At 68.3% G+C, this 18,578-nt stretch carries 15 protein-coding genes and 2 pseudogenes; 15 read left to right on the top strand and 2 right to left on the bottom strand.

Annotation, left to right across the window (positions count from 1 at the left end):
- From QOZ89_RS10425 to QOZ89_RS10375, 11 genes and pseudogenes are all read left to right on the top strand, one after another.
- On the top strand, positions 1-423 hold a 423-nt coding region (locus QOZ89_RS10425), incomplete at its 5' end, for an SDR family NAD(P)-dependent oxidoreductase (protein WP_312623637.1).
- Complete coding sequence (locus tag QOZ89_RS10420; RefSeq protein WP_071049239.1) at positions 414-1,685, top strand: sulfotransferase family protein; 1,272 nt, start codon at positions 414-416, stop codon at positions 1,683-1,685. The genes QOZ89_RS10425 and QOZ89_RS10420, both read left to right, overlap by 10 nt.
- Positions 1,682-2,944 carry an MBL fold metallo-hydrolase gene (locus QOZ89_RS10415; protein ID WP_312623636.1) on the top strand — a complete coding sequence of 421 codons (1,263 nt, stop codon included), beginning with the start codon at positions 1,682-1,684 and terminating at the stop codon, positions 2,942-2,944. Before QOZ89_RS10420 ends, QOZ89_RS10415 begins: the two co-directional genes overlap by 4 nt.
- On the top strand, positions 2,941-3,747 hold the full coding sequence (locus QOZ89_RS10410; RefSeq protein WP_312623635.1) for a sugar phosphate isomerase/epimerase family protein: 807 nt from the start codon (positions 2,941-2,943) through the stop codon (positions 3,745-3,747). The genes QOZ89_RS10415 and QOZ89_RS10410 overlap by 4 nt, the downstream gene beginning before the upstream one ends.
- A complete protein-coding gene (locus QOZ89_RS10405; protein ID WP_071049270.1) occupies positions 3,744-4,778 on the top strand; it encodes a zinc-dependent alcohol dehydrogenase in 1,035 nt (344 codons plus the stop codon). Before QOZ89_RS10410 ends, QOZ89_RS10405 begins: the two co-directional genes overlap by 4 nt.
- Positions 4,779-4,815: 37 nt before the next feature.
- Positions 4,816-5,574, top strand: a complete 759-nt coding sequence (locus QOZ89_RS10400; protein WP_312623634.1) for a carboxymuconolactone decarboxylase family protein — start codon at positions 4,816-4,818, stop codon at positions 5,572-5,574.
- A pseudogene (cysD, locus tag QOZ89_RS10395) lies at positions 5,574-6,427 on the top strand (sulfate adenylyltransferase subunit CysD); the annotation flags it as partial. The gene QOZ89_RS10400 and the pseudogene cysD, both read left to right, overlap by 1 nt.
- A pseudogene (gene cysC / locus QOZ89_RS10390) lies at positions 6,425-6,973 on the top strand (adenylyl-sulfate kinase); the annotation flags it as partial. The pseudogenes cysD and cysC, both read left to right, overlap by 3 nt.
- A complete protein-coding gene (locus QOZ89_RS10385; RefSeq protein WP_083418738.1) occupies positions 6,970-7,692 on the top strand; it encodes a 3'(2'),5'-bisphosphate nucleotidase CysQ in 723 nt (240 codons plus the stop codon). The pseudogene cysC and the gene QOZ89_RS10385, both read left to right, overlap by 4 nt.
- Before the next feature lie 27 nt (positions 7,693-7,719).
- Complete coding sequence (locus tag QOZ89_RS10380; protein ID WP_083418739.1) at positions 7,720-9,057, top strand: ABC transporter substrate-binding protein; 1,338 nt, start codon at positions 7,720-7,722, stop codon at positions 9,055-9,057.
- 106 nt (positions 9,058-9,163) lie between these two features.
- Positions 9,164-9,958, top strand: a complete 795-nt coding sequence (locus tag QOZ89_RS10375; protein WP_071049274.1) for an SDR family NAD(P)-dependent oxidoreductase — start codon at positions 9,164-9,166, stop codon at positions 9,956-9,958.
- 276 nt (positions 9,959-10,234) lie between these two features.
- On the opposite strand, the gene QOZ89_RS10370 is transcribed toward QOZ89_RS10375, so the two are convergent.
- On the bottom strand, positions 10,235-12,844 hold the full coding sequence (locus QOZ89_RS10370) for a sensor domain-containing protein (RefSeq protein ID WP_312623633.1): 2,610 nt from the start codon (positions 12,842-12,844) through the stop codon (positions 10,235-10,237).
- Between the two features lie 779 nt (positions 12,845-13,623).
- Between QOZ89_RS10370 and QOZ89_RS10365 the strand changes: the two genes are divergently transcribed.
- Entirely contained in the window at positions 13,624-14,532 is a 909-nt protein-coding gene (locus QOZ89_RS10365) for an MBL fold metallo-hydrolase (RefSeq protein ID WP_071049275.1), read from the top strand.
- A gap of 8 nt (positions 14,533-14,540) precedes the next feature.
- On the top strand, positions 14,541-14,957 hold the full coding sequence (locus QOZ89_RS10360) for a VOC family protein (RefSeq protein ID WP_312623632.1): 417 nt from the start codon (positions 14,541-14,543) through the stop codon (positions 14,955-14,957).
- A gap of 180 nt (positions 14,958-15,137) precedes the next feature.
- On the opposite strand, the gene QOZ89_RS10355 is transcribed toward QOZ89_RS10360, so the two are convergent.
- Complete coding sequence (locus QOZ89_RS10355; RefSeq protein ID WP_071049279.1) at positions 15,138-16,418, bottom strand: sialidase family protein; 1,281 nt, start codon at positions 16,416-16,418, stop codon at positions 15,138-15,140.
- 686 nt (positions 16,419-17,104) lie between these two features.
- On the opposite strand from QOZ89_RS10355, the gene QOZ89_RS10350 reads away from it, so the two are divergent.
- On the top strand, positions 17,105-17,293 hold the full coding sequence (locus tag QOZ89_RS10350) for a hypothetical protein (protein WP_131804016.1): 189 nt from the start codon (positions 17,105-17,107) through the stop codon (positions 17,291-17,293).
- Positions 17,294-17,358: 65 nt separating this feature from the next.
- The gene (locus tag QOZ89_RS10345; protein WP_312623631.1) at positions 17,359-18,456 is read left to right on the top strand and encodes an integrase core domain-containing protein; all 1,098 of its coding nucleotides are present in this window, start codon (positions 17,359-17,361) and stop codon (positions 18,454-18,456) included.
- Positions 18,457-18,578 lie beyond the last annotated feature (122 nt).

The following is an 18,578-nucleotide window of genomic DNA, read 5'->3' as shown; positions in this document are numbered from 1 at the left end:
CACATGAAGCGGCGTTACGACGCGGGCGACCCCGGCGGGTCGCTGCTGTTCTGCGCCAGCCTTTCCGCGCTGACCGGCAGCCCCGGCATGCAGCACTACAACGCATCCAAAGGTGCGATGGCGGCCATGTCCCGGGGCATCGCTGTCGAGGCGGGCCGCTACGGGATCCGCTGCAACGTGGTCTGCCCCGGGTACACGGTGAGCGAGACGGTCCAGATTCCGGTCGACAGCCCGCTGTTCGACCGCAACCGCCGGTACAACCCGTCGGGGCGGCCCGGCAACGCCGAGGACTTCGAGGGGATCGGCGTCTACTTCATGAGCGACGAGTCGCGTTACCACACCGGTGACCTCGTGGTCATCGATGGCGGCTGGTTGGCGAACGCGGGAAAGACCGACGTTACGGAGCTGCCGCCATGGCCGTAAAGGTGCTGCGCGTCGAGGGCATGCGCGACGACACCCGTTCGCCCGCCGAGCGGGCCGCCCTGGAGGCCGACGAGGCACGTCCCCTGGACATGAGCATCGACGCGGTGCTCGAGGGTGCGAGCCGGCAGACGGGCCTGGATGACTTCGGCTCGCTCGACTTCACCCAACGTCTCGGCATTCTGCTGGCCGAGGTCGAGGCCGATGACAACGTCTGGCGAACCTACAAGGCGACGTTCCTCGACCAGTGTGTGAAGGCGGCGGCGAACCGGCTGCTCATCCAGCGGTACTGGGACGACCACCCGGACTGCCTGGACGCGCCGATCGAGCGGCCGATCAACGTCATCGCGTTGCCCCGCTCGGGCAGTACCCATCTGGAGAACCTGCTGGCCGCCGACCGGCGGCTGCGGCATCTCCCGGTCTACCTGGCGGCGCAGCCGGCCCCGAGCGTGGGCGAGACGGCCGGGCCGGACGGGGTCGACCCCCGCTGGTCCCGTTCGGACGCGCGGTGGCAACGGCTCAGCCAGAACGAGATCTTCGCGGCGATGCACGAGCACTCACCGGACCACGCCTGCGGCGAGAACGAGCTGCAGATCCCCGACTTCGCCAGTTACCAGTGGGAGTGGATGGCGAACGTCCCCGGCTTCCGTGACCACTACCTCGGCCACCACCAGACGCCGCACTACCGCTACATGAAGAACGTGCTGCGCGCCGTCGCCTGGCAGTTCCCGAGCGACCGGCGCTGGATGCTGAAGTCCAACCAGCACAGCGAGCAGCTGGTCCCGCTGCTGACGACCTATCCCGACGCGACGGTGGTGATGATCCACCGTGACCCGGTCGCCACGATCCAGTCCCTGCTGACCATGCGCGGCATGGCGCTCAAGGCGGGCCAGAAGCGTCCGGACATCGACAGCCACGTCGCCTACTGGGTCGACCGCCTCGAACGGATGCTGCGCAGCTACCTGCGCGACCGGCACCTGGTGCCCGCGGGCCAGCTCGTCGAGCTGCGCTTCGACGAGATCGTCGGCAACGACGTCCAGGCCGCCGCCGGCGTACTGGAACGCGCCGGCCTCACGGTCACCGACGAGACCCGGGCGGACATCGAGCACTACCTGGCGTCACATCCGCGCGGCCGGCGCGGCCGCATCGTCTACGACTTGGAGGGCGACTTCGGGCTCGACGCGGACGAGCTGCGCGCCCGGTTCGCCTTCTACACGGACGCCTTCCAGATCCGGCCCGAGGTCGGAAAGGACCGCACCCGATGAGCAGCCCGGACCCCGAGAACTCGGCGAGCACCGAGAAGCAGCCCCTCAACGCGCTCATCGTCCGGGAGGGCGAAGGCGTCCAGGACGCCGTGCCGATCGCCGACGGCATCTTCGCGTCGAAGGGCATCTCCAACAGCTATCTCGTCACGACGCCGGCCGGCGATCTGCTGATCAACACCGGGATGTACAACGAGGCCGAGCAGATCAGGACCCGGTTCTCCGCGGTCAGCGCCAACCCCGTGCGTGTCATCGTGTTCACCCAGGGCCACCCGGACCACGTCGGAGGCTGGTCGCAGCTCGACGCACCGGGCATCGAGACGATCGCGCAGGCCAACCATCCGGACGTCCGGGAGTACTTCCACCGGCTGCAGCCGTTCTTCGCCCGCCGCAGCCGCCGGCTCTGGAACCGTGACATCACCAGGGTCGACCCCACCTACCAGCCGCCCGAGCCGGTCCTGACGACCACCTTCCTCGACAGCCACACCTTCACCCTCGGCGGCCGCCGGATCGAGCTGTACTCGACGCCGGGTGGGGAGACGACCGACTCGTTGGTCGTCTGGCTCCCCGACGAGCGCATCCTGTTCACCGGCAACCTGTTCGGACCCCTGTTCGGCCATATCCCGAATCTGTACACGGTCCGCGGCGACAAGATCCGCAGTGCCATCGCCTACCTCCATTCCGTCGACCGGGTCATCGGCCTGGCCCCGGACCTGTTGATCACAGGTCATGGCGAGCCGATCCGGGGAGCCGAGAACATCCGGACGCGGCTGACCCAGATGAGGGACGCGACCCAGTACGTGCGTGACCGGACGATCGGGGGCATGAACGCCGGCGTCGACCTGTGGACGCTGATGGGCCAGATCACCCTCCCTCCCGAGCTTGCCATCCCGCAGGGGCACGGCAAGGTCCCCTGGATCGTGCGGGCGATCTGGGAGGAGCACACCGGCTGGTTCCGCTACGAGTCGACCACCGAGCTCTACGACGTGCCCCCCTCGGCGATCTATGAGGAGCTCATCGAGCTCGCCGGCGGCACCGCACCGCTGATCGACCGGGCGGAGACCCACCTCGCGGCCGGCCGGGCGCTGGAGGCACTGCACTTCGCCGAGATCGTCCTCTCGCAGACACCCAAGGATCCCGTCGCCCTGCGGGTGCAGCTGGAGGCTCACGAACTGCTGCTGGCGCGCAGCGGACGGGAGAACTTCAGCGAGGTCCGCTGGCTCGAGGCCGAGATCCGCGACATCCGAGAGGCACTTTCATGATCCATCCGCGGCTCTCCGTGAGCGAGATGTGCACCTACCCCTGGACGTTCGCCCAGGAGCTCGTCCTGTGGGACTCCCTCGGCCTGCACCACGTCGGCGTCCTCGACGCCAAGCTCACCGCGTACGGACGCGACCAGGCCGTCGAGGCGCTCACGTCGCGGTCGCTGCGCCTCACCACCCTGATCACCGACCAGTTCGACCTTGGCGCACCCGGGACCTGGGAAGCGACCCGCGCCGAGGTCAACCAGGCCATCGACCTCGCGGCGACGCGCGGCGGCAGCGTCTACCTCACTCCAGGCACGAGCCCGGGGCGGTCGTTCGACGAACTCGCTTGCGCGCTTGCCGACGCGGCCGCGCCCTGCGTCGCCCACGCCGCCGGCCGGGGCGTCCGGCTGGCGATCGAACCGACCCAGCGCACCGACCGGTCGTTCGTGCACACCCTGCCCGAGGCGGCCGAGGTCGCCGACCGCACCGGTCTGGCGCTCATCGTCGACCTCGGCAACTGCTGGCGCGAACCCGACCTGGCCGCCGCCATCCGCCAGGTCGGCGACCGCCTCGCCACCGCCCAGCTCTGCGACGTCCTCGCCCACGAACGCGGTGGACTGCCGGTCGGGACGCGGGTCGTGCCCGGCGACGGCGACATGCCCGTCGAGACGTTCGTCCACGCCGTCCTCGACACCGGCTACACCGGCCCCTTCGAGCTCGAGCTCGTCGGACCCGCGGTCGAGGCCGAGGGCCTCGACGGCGCGACCCGACGCGCCGTCGACCGGGCGAACACACTCCTGGAGAAGGTGCTGCCATGACGCGGGCCATCGTGTTCAACGGCGACGAGACCTGGGAGCTACGCGACCTCCCCGTCCCCGACCCACAGCTCGGCGGCGCCATCCTGCGCGTCGAGGCCACCGGCCTGTGCCACAGCGACATCGACCACTTCCGCGGCCATGTCCACACCTCCTGGGGCGGCGAGTTCCCCTCCATCGCCGGTCACGAGATCGTCGGCCGCATCGAGAAGATCGACCCAGCGGCCGCCGAGCAGTGGGGCGTCACCGAAGGCGACCGGGTCGCCGTCTGGGACATCGTCTTCACTCCCGCCGGGCACCGCATCTACGGACACGACTTCTCTGCCGACGAAGGCTCCGGGCTCTACGGCGGACTCGCCGAGCACCTGGAGCTGCTGCCAGGATCGATGGTCTACAAGCTGCGCGACGACCTGCCCGCCGACCAGCTGACCGTCTTCGAACCACTCAGCTGCGCGGTCACCTGGGTCGCGCCCGTGAAGAACGGCGACGTCGTCGTCATCGAAGGCCCAGGGCACATGGGCATGGCGACCATAGTCGCGGCGAAGGCCGCTGGCGCGGCCACCGTCATCGTCACCGGCACCGGCAAGGACCGGTTCCGCCTCGACTGCGCCCGCCAGATCGGCGCCGACCACACCATCGACGTGGAGGCCGACGACCCCATCGATCGGGTTCGCGAGATCACCGGTGGCGACATGGCCGACGTGGTCATTGACGCGGCGGCCGGCAATCCGGTGACCGTGAACCTCGCCATGGACCTCGTCCATAAGGGCGGCCACGTCGTCATCGCCGGGATGAAAGACCGACCGCTCGAGGGCTTCCACAGCGACTGGATCCCCACCCGCCGCATCACGCTGCACCCCGGTGCCGGCCTCGACGCAGCCGGCGCCGTGGCGCTCATCAACGCCGGCAAGGTACCGACCGCCGAGCTGCTCGGCGACTCGTTCCCGCTGGAGAAGTTCGAGGACGCCTTCGCGCTCCTGACCCGGTCAGTTCCCGGCCGCGACTCGGTCCGCGTCGCGCTCCGGATGAGCTGACCCCCGACCACCAACACCCCAGGGCAGGAGATCCGACATGGGCGACTCGGAGCAGACGTACCGCGAGGTGATGACCCGGGAACCGACGCCGGCCAGCACTCCCTTCGAGGCCGCCACCCGCGACTTCGTGTTCGGCCAGGTGTGGTCGCGGCCCGGGCTCAGCCGGCGCGACCGGCGATGGGTGACGCTGACCTGCGTCGCCGCCGGCGACGCGCCAGGCCCCATCGACGACCACGTCTACGCGGCGCTGAACAGCAGGGACATCTCCGTCCCGGAGCTGCTCGAGTTCGTCCTGCACTTCGCGGTGTACTGCGGCTGGCCCAAGGCTTCCCACGTCGAGATGGTCATCGCCCAGCAGTCGGCCCGCATCGCGCAGGAGAACGGCCGGGAGCCCGAGCCATGGCCCGTGTTGTCGAACGAGACGCTCGGGGAGAACGACTGGCAGAAGCGGCTGGACGAGGGCGTGCGGGAATTCGTCGACGTCAATCTCACCCAGGCGCCGCCGCCCACCTCGCCGTACCGCCACGCCGGCATCCTGAACTTCGTCTTCGGCCATGTCTGGCAGCGGCCCGGGCTGACGCGACGGGAGCGCAGGGTCATCACGGTCGCCTGCGTCGCCATCGACGACTCGCCCATGCCGCTGAACACCCATGTCTCCTCGGCGCTGCACTCCGGCGACCTCGCCAAGGAGGAGATGGACGAGATCGTGATCCACTTCTCCGTCTACTACGGGTTCGCCAAGGGTGAGGCACTCCACGACGCGGCCGAGGCCGCCTGGGCAAAGAAGAACGCCTGATGCCGGGTCGCGTGACGCACCTGCAGCGGCTGGAGGCGGAGAGCATCCAGATCTTCCGGGAGGCGGTCTCCGATCGGAGCGGCCGGTGATGCTGTACTCCGTGGGCAAGGACAGCTCGGTGATGCTGCATCTGGCGTTGAAGGCGTTCTATCCGTCGAGGCCGCCGTTTCCGTTGTTGCATGTGGATACGACGTGGAAGTTCCAGGCGATGTACGCGTTTCGGGATCGGCTGGTGGCGGAGAAGCATCTGGATCTGTTGGTGCATCGGAACCCGGACGGGGTCCAGCGGGGGATCAACCCGTTTGATCATGGGTCGGCGATGCATACCGATATCTGGAAGACCGAGGGTCTGAAGCAGGCGTTGGACAAGTACGGCTTCGACCTGGCGTTTGGTGGGGCGCGCCGGGACGAGGAGAAGTCGCGGGCAAAGGAGCGGGTGTTCTCGATCCGCTCTGCGCAGCACCGGTGGGACCCGAAGCAGCAGCGGCCGGAGCTGTGGCGGCTGTACAACACCCGGAAGGCGCCGGGGCAGTCGATTCGGGTGTTCCCGTTGTCGAACTGGACCGAGCTGGATATCTGGTTGTACATCCATCGGGAGAACATCCCGATCGTGCCGCTGTACTTTGCGGCGCCGCGGCCGGTGGTGGAACGCGACGGCGTGCTGATCATGGTTGATGACGAGCGGATGCCGCTGAACCCGGGCGAGGTTCCCGAGCAGCGGTCGGTGCCGTTCCGGACGTTGGGCTGCTATCCGCTGACGGGCGCGGTGGAGAGTTCGGCGTCGACGCTCACGGAGATCATTCAGGAGATGTTGCTGACGACGAGCTCGGAGCGTCAGGGCCGGGTCATCGAGAAGCCCGCCGTTGTCTGGTTCACCGGCCTGTCCGGCGCCGGCAAGTCCACCATCGCCAACCTCGTCGAGAAACGCCTGCACGACCAGGGCTTCCATACCTACCTGCTCGACGGCGACAACATCCGGCACGGCCTGAACAAAGACCTCGGCTTCACCGAGGCCGACCGCGTCGAGAACATCCGCCGCATCGCCGAGGTCGCCAGACTCATGGTCGACGCCGGTCTCATCGTCCTGACCTCGTTCATCTCGCCGTTCCGCGCCGAACGCCAACTCGCCCGCGACCTCCTCGACCCCGGCGAGTTCATCGAGGTCCACGTCGACACCCCGCTGGAGGTCGCCGAGTCCCGCGACCGCAAAGGCCTCTACGCCAAAGCCCGCGCCGGCGAACTCACCAACTTCACCGGCATCGACTCCCCCTACGAACCGCCCAGCCACCCCGACATCCACCTCGACGCCTCCGGCACCATCAGCCCCGAAACCAACGCCAACCAAGTCGTCGAATACCTCCGCGAGGTGGGAATCCTCACTCTGGCGGGAGACCTGTGAACGACCGGGACGACCACGCGCTCGCGGCCGCGCTCGCCGCCGAGGCGGGCAGCCTCCTGCTCGACATTCGCGCCCAGGGGGGCGCGGCCGGGGACCGCCAGTCGAACGAGCTTCTGCTCCGTCGACTGTCAGAGGAGCGTCCCGACGACGCCGTCCTGTCGGAGGAGCGTACCGACGATCAGCTGCGCCTCGAGCATGACCGTGTCTGGATCGTCGACCCTCTCGACGGCACCCGTGAATACGGCGAGCCGCCGCGCGAGGACTGGTCCGTTCACGTCGCGCTCGCCGTGGCCGGCAGCCCCGCCGTCGGCGCCGTCGCGTTGCCCGCCGCCGACCTCGTCCTGCATACCGGCAGGCCGCCCAGGCTCGTCCCGCGGGCGGCCGGACCGATCCGTCTCGCGGTCTCGCGAACCCGGCCGCCCGCCTGCGTCGACCATCTCGTTACCCGGCTGAAGGCCGCGCTGGTTCCCATGGGCTCCGCCGGCGCCAAGGCGATGGCGGTCGTCCGCGGGCAGGTCGACGTCTACGCCCATTCCGGCGGCCAGTACGAATGGGACTCCTGCGCACCGGTCGCCGTCGCCGCGGCCGCCGGGCTGCATGTCTCCCGTCTTGACGGCTCGCCCCTGGTCTACAACCAGCCCGACCCTTACCTGCCCGATCTCCTCGTCTGCCGCCCGGAAATAGCGGACACCGTCCTGAACGCGCTGCGGGATCAGTAGCCACCCTCCACCGAGAAAGGCGGAACGTTGACGCACATTCGGCCACGCGCCAGCTCATCGACCGGCGCCCGACCAGTCAGATCCACCGCTTGGACGCCATCACCCACCCGCCGCTCCGGATTACGGTTGGCTGGTGTCGCGATTCTGGCCGCGGGCCTGACCTTCGTCGCGGCCTGTGGCGGCTCCGACGACAAGGGCACCCCCACCCCCGCGAGTGGCTCCGCGGGTGCGACGGACCCCCTCGGCTCCGTCGCCCAGGCGACCGGCGCACCCGTCAAGATCGGCGTGATCACTGAGGGGACCAGCCCCGTCGCCGACCACACCACCGACAAGCGCGTCGCCGAGGCGACGGTCAAGTACCTCAACGAGCACAAGGGCGGGATCGGTGGCCGGCCGATCGAGGCCACCTACTGCGAGACCGTCGGTGACCTGTCCAAGGCCTCCGACTGCGGCAACCGGATGATCGAGGCGGGTGTCGCCGCGGTCCTCATCGGCACGTCCGGTGTCATCGAGAGCGCCTGGAAGCCGCTGAACGACGCCAAGATCCCGGTCATGATCTACGGTTCGAGTGATCCTGGCCTGCTCACCAGCCCGACGACGTTCACCCTGGGCAACCCGACCTTCCCGGTGATCGACCTGCCGATCCAGGTCGCGGAGGCCGAGGGCAACAAGAAGGTCACCGCCGTCGTCACCGATGTGCCCGCCGCGCTGCACTCGGCGCAGGAGATCGCGCCGCCGCTGTTCGAGAAGGCCGGCATCGGATATGAGGTCGCCCGCGTTGCGCCGGGTACCGCCGACATGACGCCCCAGATGCAGCAGGTCGTCGACAACGGCTCGGACCAGGTGTTCATCATCGGCAGCGACTCGTTCTGCATCAGCGCGATGAACGGTCTCAAGGCCGTTGGCTTCACCGGCACGATCAGCGGGATCTCGCAGTGCATCACCGACGCCACGCGCAAGTCGGTCCCCGGTGACACGCTGAAGGGCATGGTGGTCAGCGCCACCGCGCCGCTCGGCCCGGACACCTCGTCGATGCAGCTGTACACGAAGGTAGCCGAGACCTACGGCAAGGACATCGACCTCGACTCCCAGGACGGCATGATCATGTTCATGGTCATGTCCGGGTTCCAGGCCGCGACGGCGGGCATCTCCGGTGACATCACTCCGGCGACCATCGCCTCGACGATCAAGGGAATGAAGGAGACGGAGCTGCCCGGCGGCGCCGGGCTGAAGTTCCGCTGCAACGGCAAGGCCATCCCGCAGGAGCCCGCCGTCTGCGTCCGCGGTGGCCTGTCCACCGCCCTGGACGACAAGGGCCAGCCCGCCGCGTACAAGGTCCTCGGCAACACCCCGATCCCCGACTGACATCCGACGTCGGCCGCGGGGTGGGCGATATCGGCATGCCCTCGCCCGTCCCGCGGCCCACCATCGTTGCCCGGCTGGGAGGCCCGGCTGGGAGAGAGGTAACCGCATGCAGCGGCTCGCTGGGAAGACCGCGGTCGTCGTCGGTGGCGGGCAGCGGCCCGGTGCCACCATCGGCAATGGGCGGGCGGTCACGGTCGCGTTCGCCCGCGAGGGCGCGCGCGTACTCGTCGTCGACCGGGATCTGGACGCGGCCGAGCAGACGGTGGCGCAGGTGCGGGCCGAAGGCGGTGACGCTTTCGCGTACCGTGCCGACATCACCGAGCCGGAGGAATGCGAAGCGATCCTGCGGGCCGCCACCGAGGCGTTCGACCGCGTCGACATCCTCCACAACAATGTCGGGATCGTGGTGGCGGCGGCGACCGAGGCGACCACCGTCGACGACTGGAACCTCGGCATGGCGGTCAACCTCACGGGCCTGTGGCTGGTGTGCCGGCAGTTCCTGCCAGTGATGCGCAAGCAGGGTCACGGTGTCGTGCTCAACGTCTCCTCACTCGCGAGCCTGCTGCCTGGCGCGAATCCCTACTCGATCAGCAAGAACGGCGTCAACGCGCTCACCCGCGGGTTCGCGCTGGAATACGCACGCCACGGCGTCCGCGTCAACGCGATCATCCCAGGAATGATCGACACTCCCATCGGTGTCGACCGCGTCGTCGAGGCGACCGGGCGGGACCGCGACGAGGTCGCCGCCGGCAGAGCCGCCCAGGTGCCGATGGGCCGGCAGGGCAGCGCGTGGGACATCGCCAACGCCGCCGTCTTCCTGGCGTCCGATGAGGCGTCCTACATCACCGGCGCGATCCTGCCCGTCGACGGGGGCAGCTCCCTGCAGGCGAACGCCCGCTGAGCCGGGGGAGCCGCGCGGCCTCGGGCGGTGAGCCGCCCGAGGCGCTGCCGCGGGTTCCGGTCGACGTCAGCCTCGGACGACCTTGACACCTTGACCAGGACCCGGGCTGACTTCCGCCGTGGGGACTGTTTCACCAGAGGTGGTTCCGGCCCGACACGCCGGGCCTCGGGTCCGGCGGGATGGGCACCGTGAGTGATGACATCGGGTGATATGACCCTGTACCTGCCGAAAAGTACGTCCGGGCAGGTCAGGCCGCATGTTCGTACAGGCGCGCGGTTACCAAGGAGGCATGGGGAGCGCTTGGCCTACGGCGGCGCCCTGGGCAAGGTCGCAGTCCAGCGCTCGGATCGCGTCCAGCTCGGAGGGCGTGTCGACGCCTCGTGCGGCTACGTCCAAGTGCAGTAGGTGTGCGAAGCACACGATGCCCGCGAGCACGGCCGCGGTGGCGTCGCTGTGATCTACGCTGTGTACGTACTGCTCGCTGAGGCTGACGCCGTGAAGCCCGGATGGCAGGTGGTCTGGAGTCATTGCTCCCAGGGGCGTGGTCTCGGCGTAGTCGAGGCGGACCGCGACGCCGGCGTCGGCGAGTTGATCGATGGCGGCGTCAATCTCCCGGTGATCCTCTGCCCTGAGCTTGTCGGGGATCACGATGCAGAGAGTGAGGCCGTGTCCGGCGACCGTCGTCGATCCAGTGGCCCGCGCGATGATTCTCCTGCGAAGATCGGGGTCGCTGAAGCTGTGGGCGGAGAGCCGAATCCAGATCTCCTTGGGTGATGCTTTTCTGCCCTCGTCCCACCGTTTGTCGTCTCTGATCGTGACGGTCGACGCGGTCATCGGCGTCTGCCCGTCTGGGCCCGCGGCGTCGTGCGCATAGCGGATCGCGTTGTCAACGAGCCAGAGGTCGAGGTCGCTGGAGAGCCCTGCGTCGACTGCGATCGGTTCGAAGTCTTCGGGTGCCAGCGCATGTCGGGCTGGATGAGGCCAGCAGGGGATCGCCTCCACCGCGACGATCGGGCCGGTCTGGCGGGCGATCGGCAGGAACTGCAGGTCAAGTCGCCGCTCGCCCAGCGCATGTTGGAGGGCGGTGACATTGCGCAGTCGGGCGGCGTGTGTGGCCCGGACTGGTTCGTCGTAGCGGACGAGGCATCCGCGGCCTTGCCGCTTGGCTTCGTACATCGCAACGTCGGCGGCAGTGATCAGCGCTTCGGCGTCGGCGAGGTCGGGGCCGGAGAGCGCGGCCCCGACGCTCGCGCTCACGTTGACCGGCCGGCGCAGCTCGACGGTGGGCTCGAGAGCCTGGATGACCCGCTCGCCGATGGCTTGCAGGTCATCCAGGCTGCCGATGCCCTCGCACAAGACGGCGAACTCATCGCCCGCGAGCCGGCCGGCGACATCTCCGGGCCGCACCGCGTGGCGGAGCCGGGTGGCGACGGTCGTGAGTAGCTTGTCGCCGGCCTGATGCCCGAGTGTGTCATTGACCGCTTTGAAGCCGTCGAGATCGACGAACAGGACGCCGGTCCGGGTCTGGTTTCGTCCGGTCCGGCTCAGGCTGCGTCGAAGTGCGTCGAGCAGCGCCGCCCGGTTGGGCAGGCCGGTCAGGGGGTCGTGTAGGGAGCGGAACCGTGTGTCCTGCTCCATGTGGATCCGTAGTACTGCCGATCCAAGGATCGCGGATACGGAGCGGATGAAGGCGGCGTCATCAGAAGTCCGTCGACGCCCGGCTCCACGGAGGCAGATCGTTGCAACCGGCTCGTCTGCAGGCCCTACCGGCACCCGCACGACGGTGCAGGGTGGCTCTGTCGCCGGCGTCGTGACGCCGCCATCTGAGATGACCCGACCCTGCAGTCCGTCGCCGCCGTTCAGGTGGGCTGGCACCATCGGGTTGTATGGGGCCGATGGGTCGGCGCCGACGCCTGCGGAATCATCCGACGCAGCCCATGCGGCGGGGATCCGATCCGACGCGGGCCGACCACGCACGATCATCACCTCGGCACCGATCTGCTCGGTGAGGGTCCGGGTTCCTCGATCCCACAGCACGTCCTCATCGGCGACTTCCAAGGCCTGCTGTGCAAGATCCGCGAGTGCCGTCTGGCGGTTGGTACGGACTCGTAGCTCCGCGCTCGCGCGTTCGAGTTCGGTGACGTCACTGGCGACGCCCGCGACCGACGGGCGCTGCGCCGCCGCACCGGGCACCGGAACGAGATGAACATCATACCAGTGTCCGCCCGCCGACAGGACCTCATGGACACGCTCGCCCCGCAGCGACCGACGGACCATTGCCAGCACCGCCGGATGGTCACGGAATTCGGTGAAGACGCTGGAGCCGGTCACCTGTCTAAGCATTGCTGCGGGCAACTGGTGGGCGGCGCCGCCGCTGGTGAGCACCCGCCCGTCGTGGTCGAGGAGGAATACCGAGACCGGCGTGTTGTCCAAGACAAGCTGAAGCTGACGATGCGTCGCGACAAGCTCCGTTATGTCCTGAATCTGGCTGAGAAAGCAGCGGTCGCCGTCGATGATCACCCTGCTGCCGCAGGCTAGGACATGGGTGACCTGGCCGTCGGGTCGGACGAAACGGATCGTGCGCTGCCGCCAGTCGAGGCGTCCGGCCAGAACATCCCCCGGGTCGATAGCGCGCAGTTCGTCGACTTGCATCGGGTCGACGAGTTCGTGCCAATCCCTGCCAACGACTTCGCGGGCATCTCGGCCCAACAACTGGCAGGCGAACTCGTTGGCCCGTCGCACCCTGCCATCGTCGATACTAGTCAGGGTCAGACCTACCCGAAGAAGGTCGAACAAGTCGGAGAAACCCAGCCCGCTGTGAGGTTCACTCTCCGACACCGCTCGCCACACCCCCGTGACTATCGGCGAGAGGACGTGGCCGGTCACCGTCGGCCCACGTCGCCGCCGTTTGCCCATCATTCGTACCCGACATCTCGCTCACCAACCTGATAGCCAGCAGACCGAGCGGGCGGGATTTGTCCCGGCGGGACTGTTCCAAGATCCAGGACTCACGCGCCGGTGGGGCCGAGGGAGGTGCACGAGACCAGGCTGAGGACCGCCGGTGTCCCGTGCGGGGGGCAGCCCGCGACCGGCCTCCGTCCGGACGCCAGATACTGGTGGCCGCGTGGAATCTGCTGCTCGGCGATGTCGTCGTGCGCCGGCGCGGTCAGCCGGGCCTGTGGTCGCCTGACGGTAGATCGGCTTCGGAGTGGTAGAAGCCCTGGAAGGCGTGGACAGGCGGAGTGTGCCCGAATGCGGTGAGCAGGGTGCGTGGGTGTTGGACGTGACCCTCCAGGCGGCTGGCGGCGGAGTTGTCGCATCGGGCGATCGGGGCGTTGCTGAGTCGAAGCCAGTCGGCAGTCAGCCGTGACGTGTCGCGGCACGGGGGCAACGCGAACTATCGGGCCGCAGCGGCGCAGCGGCCCGCCGAGGAAAAGCGGCGGCGGCCGAAGCTGTTCAAGCTGGAGGCGGACGCGGGTGACGTGAATCCGGTCCCTCCCGCCGCGGACGGCAGCGGGAACCTCCTCGCGGCGTTCCACGGAGGTCGGCGAAGATGCCGACCTCCGTGACGCTTCGCCGGCACTGTGCGCCCGCTGCGCCGCCAGGACGTCGTCGGCAGGCCCCGATGGTGGAACGGCAGAATCTACCTTGATAACGTCCGCCTCATGCGAGTCGGGAAAGCCGAGCTGACCCCGGTACTGGAGCTCGAAGCAGGGCTCGTGCCAGTGGCCGGGCTCTGCCATGGCTGGGATCCCGCGCAGGTGGAAGCGCACGCCGAGTGGCTCTATCCGCGGCACGTGGACCCGGTGACCGGCATGGCTCGCCTGTCCCACCACAGCTGGCTGCTGCGTACCGGCGATTTCACGCTGCTCGTCGATCCTTGCATCGGCAACAGCAAATCGCGCGCGCTTCCACCGAACGAGTACTACGACATGCTGGACACGCCCTGGCTGGACCGGCTCGCCGCCGCGGGTACGCACCCGGACGAGATCGACCTGGTGGTGTGCACCCACCTACACCCCGATCACTGCGGATGGAACACACGGCTCGTCGACGGTCGCTGGAATCCGACCTTCCCGAACGCTCGCTACGTGCTGTCAGCTCCCGAAGTGTCGTTCTGGGATGCGTTCGCGAGAGCACCCGATCGGTTCCCGGAGTTCGCCTACAACCGCGGCGTCTTCGAGGACAGTGTGGCGCCCGTCCTCGAAGCCGGTCTGGTGGAGCTCCTCGACGACGGCGACTCGCCCGCGCCCGGAGTCACCCTGCTGGCGACCCCGGGCCATACCGCGGGACATTGGTCCGCCTGCTACGCCGACGACCTGGACGGGGTGTGCTTCTCGGGAGATGTACTGCACAGCCCGGTGCACGTCCTGCGCCCGGAGTGGACCCTCTCTCCAAGCCCCGGCGCAAACTTCGACCATCAGGCGGCCGCAGCCTCCCGACGCGCGGTCCTCGACCACTGCGCGACGACAGGGCATCTGCTCGCCCCCGCTCATTTCCAGACACCGCATGCCTGCCGGATCGCGCACTCCACCGATGGCCGATACCTCCTGTCCTGGCCGACCGAGATCTGAGTCCTGACATGTCGGACGGGCTTCGGCATTTCTGGCGCGACACCAGCAGCAATAAGTCATACCTCGACGGCGGGCACGGAATGTCGGCTGGCCGGGCTCATGCCCGGAGTCGTCTGGTGGTCGCCCCAGGCCCGTCAGGGTTGCTGGTTGAGGGCGACCATCTGCTCCGGGGTGATGACGTCGCTGCACATCGCCGTGTTTCTGGTCGGCTCGAACCTGAGTTCGGGCGGCCGAAGATCGCACTGACCGTCGTCGACGTCGAAGACGCCTACCAGCGGGTGGCTGCCGCCGGGGCCACGCTGCTGTGCCCGATCACCGAAACCCGGGTCTCGCGGTTCTTCTTCATCGCCGACCCGGACGGAACACCGATCCAACTACAGGAATTCAGCGCCGGCCGCCAGCGGGTGGTCGAGCTTTTCGCCTGACCAGCACGATGACTGGCGCGCGCGTCCTCCCGCGCGGAGAGACTTCGCCGGCCATGGGTACGTCGAGTGGCCAGGAAGCGGTCGCCTCCTGGCCACTCTGCGCTCCGAACGTGAATTCAGTGGTTCACTCGGTTGGTGCCGGTTGGGTACCGAGCCCGGTCGAACCTGCCCCGGTAGGACCTACTTGTACCGAGAGATCGGCACCCTGGCGAGAATTCCGTCGGGCGTGCCGCCGTTCCGGCCATCTGACCAGGACACGTATGCGTACTTGTCCGTGACCAGGATCCGCGAGAACTCGTCGCCCGCGGCGGTGGCGTCTGGCTCCGTCACCTTGTTGACCTTCACCGGATGACTGAAGGTCTTCCCGCGATTGAACGAGACCGTGGAGTACACATCGACGGCGGATGTGCGCCACATGACGCCGAGAAGCCCCGTCGAGCCGAAATCGATCCACGGCTTGACCGCGCCCGCCGCGGGAATCACGGTCGGCCCAGTCCATTTCGCACCGGAGTTCTCGGTGATGTAGACCTCCAGGTTGTTGCCCCTCGGAATCATGAGCGCGAACCGGCCGTCGTGTGTCGGATCCGCCGAGACCCACGGGAGAGGGTCGGTGGCGCCGGTCGTCAGGTTGGGCAGGGAGGGGCCGACAGGCGGCGCCACTGGGGTACCGTTCGTCGTTGTCACCGGGAAGTTGGTGAAGGTCTTCCCACCGTCACGGCTCGCCTGGAAGATCACGTCCGTCCCCACGAACACGACCCCGTTGTCCAAATTCACCGTGATGCCGGTCGCAGCGGCGAGGGTTCTACCCTGCGCGGCGATCTGCGTGCCGAACGGCTGCGGCGGCAGGACCGCGGGATCGCTCCAGGTCGCCCCCCGGTTCTTGGTCACCGAGACCGCGATGTTGCCAGCCGTGTCCTGGCCGACGGCGTAGATGTTGTCATTCGCGGCGTCGATCCGTAGCCGAGGGGTGACCCCGATCAGCAGCGGAGTGTCGATGGGAGCGGACCAGGTACGGCCGCCGTCGAGCGACTTCGAGAAACCCAGATGGTTCGGCACGTCGTTGCAGCCGCCGGGCGAGGGGGGCTCGGGTTCACCTGGCGCGCAGCCCAGGCGGTTGAAGGCGACGTAGAAGACCCCGTGGGAGTCGACGACCAGGTTCGGGTCACCGCACATGGCCCGATTCCCGTTTGGCCAGGGAACCTCCGTCCACTTCGCGCCGCCGTCACGGGAGTACGCGGCGTAGCAGTGGAACTTGTCGGGTGTCACCGTTCTCTCTCCCGGCCGATGGTCCGTGGAGATGAACACCAGGTTGTTCCGGTCTTTCGGGTTGACGGCGATCTCGGGCTGACCGTTGTCCCTGGTCGGGTCGTTCGTCACGTTGATCTCGGTGATCGCGTTGGCAGAGCCGCCGTTCGTCACCGCTGTCTGTGCGCGGGCCGTCGCCGGTAAAGCCAAGAGCATGGCGAGACTCAGGATCATGCCTAACCCCAGGGTAGGCACTCGCCTCCTCACCCTAGTCTGGACGAATTTGTGCCGCCTCGCCATCACTTTCTCCTCTCCGTGGTGCACCCTAGGTTCATCCGAGCCGCGAAGGTTCACGGACGTGGTCTCGAGATGGTGTTCATCGGGTCGGCTGACCACGCCGTGTTCCTCTTCGGCACGTATATCCAGCGTGCTGCCACGCGCATGGTGCCAATGGAATGCCCGGACGACTGCCCCGCGGCAGCGCGATGGAGTCGGACCCACCGGCACCGCTCGCGGCCATCGATGGCACGTGCCAGCGTCGCCATTTCGCCGTCGCTGTATTGGTCGACATCGTTCGAAACCGCGACGTCGTCGCGGTCGGGCCAGGTTGGCGTGGGCTCGTTGATACCCCAGCCAGGTGCGGCCGAGTCCACGATCCGGACGGCAGGATTTGAGTCTTGACCGTTCGCTGCGACCCGACGATTCCAGAAGGCGTCTGTTCTCGACGCGCTGGCTCCGTAACAAGGCGTCGCCACCGGGGAGCACGGTGTCACTGGCGGGTCCGAGGCTGGCGCCTTACCCGCTGTGACGATCGGCCCTGCTCGATCGTGCGCAGTTGCTTTCTATACCAAAATCAACATTGCGTCAATGGCATAGATTTTGCGATAGCAATGGAGCCTTGCGTGGCCGATCGCGGCCCCGCCTTCGGCCAGCTCGCGATCCCGCTGGCCGGGGCACCTGTAACTGGTATCCGCGCCAGCGGAGCTCCGGCACCACGCCTGGGCGGGCAGGTCCGCGACGAGGTCCTCGACATTGTGCATGCCGAAAATGCCATCCGTGCTGGTCAGGGCGGTCGCCTCCGTCGGGACTGACCGTGGCCCCTGCAGCGTCCGACCCTCGCCCGGCACGGCCCGCGGCTGCGCGAGGATGCTGCTTCGTGCTGCTCCGGCTGACCTACCTCGGCGTCACGAACGCCTTCGCGCTGCTGCGCCTGCTGCCTCGCAGTGATCGCGACAAGGACGTCGAGATCCTCGCGCTGCGCCACCAGATCGCCGTGCTGCAACGCCAGCTCGACGGCCACCGGATCCAGTTCCAGTCCGCCGATCGCGCTCTGCTCGCCGCGCTCCTGCACACGCTGCCGCGGCCCACCTTGCGCGGCCTGCGGCTCCTGGTGCATCCGGAGACGGTGCTGCGCTGGCACCGCACCCTGATCGCCCGCCACCACGCCGCCACCTCCCGTCCCAGGCGGCGCGGCCGGCCCCGCACCGCGGCCTCGATCCGCACCCTGGTGCTACGCCTGGCACGAGAGAACAGCAGCTGGGGCTACCGGCGGATCCACGGCGAACTGCTGACCCTCGACATCAGGGTCGCCCCGTCAACGGCCTGGGAGATCCTGCGCCAGGCAGGCATCGACCCGGCACCCGAGCGAACCGCGACCAGCTGGGCCGACTTCCCGCGCTCCCAGGCCCACGCCCTGCTCGCCGCCGACTTCCTCGAGACCGTGACCCTGACCGGGACACGCCTGTACATCCTCGCCGTGATCGAACACGCCACCCGCCGCATCCGGATCCTCGGCGCCACCGCGCACCCCACCGCAGCCTGGGTGACCCAGGCCGCCCGCAACCTCGCCATGGACCTCCACGACGCCGGCTCCACCGTCCGCTACCTCATCCGGGACCGAGACGGCAAATACCCGGCCCTGTTCGACGCGATCCTCGCCGACGCCGGGACCACGGTCGTGCGCACCGGCGTCCGGGTCCCACGCATGAACGCAATCATGGAGCGGTGGGTACGCACCTGCCGCCAGGAACTCCTCGACCGAACCTTGATCTACAACCAGCGACATCTCCTGCGCGCCCTGCATGCATACGAGGAGTTCTACAACGCGCACCGCCCTCACCAGGGCATCGCCAACGCCAGACCGCTCCATCCGCTGCCCGAACCAATCACCGACCCGGACCGGCTCACCCACCTCGACATCCGCCGACGCGACCGCCTCGGCGGCATCCTGCACGAGTACGAACACGCCGCCTGACCTGCCCGGACGTACTTTTCGGCAGGTACAACGTCGGCGGATGGCATCCGGGCTCCGCCGTCGGGATCACCTGATGAGCCTTCTGAGCCCAGACGATGGGCTCGGCAACGAATGTCGGCGGC

The organism is Pseudofrankia coriaricola (assembly GCF_032027725.1).
Classification (GTDB): Bacteria; Actinomycetota; Actinomycetes; order Frankiales; family Frankiaceae; genus Pseudofrankia.
This window is presented reverse-complemented; position numbering and strand designations above follow the sequence as displayed.

Coding starts and splice junctions, on each gene's coding strand:
- QOZ89_RS10420 (WP_071049239.1), top strand. CDS start 414: ATGGCCGTAAAGGTGCTGCGCGTCGAGGGCATGCGCGACGACACCCGT.
- QOZ89_RS10415 (WP_312623636.1), top strand. CDS start 1,682: ATGAGCAGCCCGGACCCCGAGAACTCGGCGAGCACCGAGAAGCAGCCC.
- QOZ89_RS10410 (WP_312623635.1), top strand. CDS start 2,941: ATGATCCATCCGCGGCTCTCCGTGAGCGAGATGTGCACCTACCCCTGG.
- QOZ89_RS10405 (WP_071049270.1), top strand. CDS start 3,744: ATGACGCGGGCCATCGTGTTCAACGGCGACGAGACCTGGGAGCTACGC.
- QOZ89_RS10400 (WP_312623634.1), top strand. CDS start 4,816: ATGGGCGACTCGGAGCAGACGTACCGCGAGGTGATGACCCGGGAACCG.
- QOZ89_RS10375 (WP_071049274.1), top strand. CDS start 9,164: ATGCAGCGGCTCGCTGGGAAGACCGCGGTCGTCGTCGGTGGCGGGCAG.
- QOZ89_RS10365 (WP_071049275.1), top strand. CDS start 13,624: ATGCGAGTCGGGAAAGCCGAGCTGACCCCGGTACTGGAGCTCGAAGCA.
- QOZ89_RS10360 (WP_312623632.1), top strand. CDS start 14,541: ATGTCGGACGGGCTTCGGCATTTCTGGCGCGACACCAGCAGCAATAAG.
- QOZ89_RS10355 (WP_071049279.1), bottom strand. CDS start 16,418: ATGCTCTTGGCTTTACCGGCGACGGCCCGCGCACAGACAGCGGTGACG.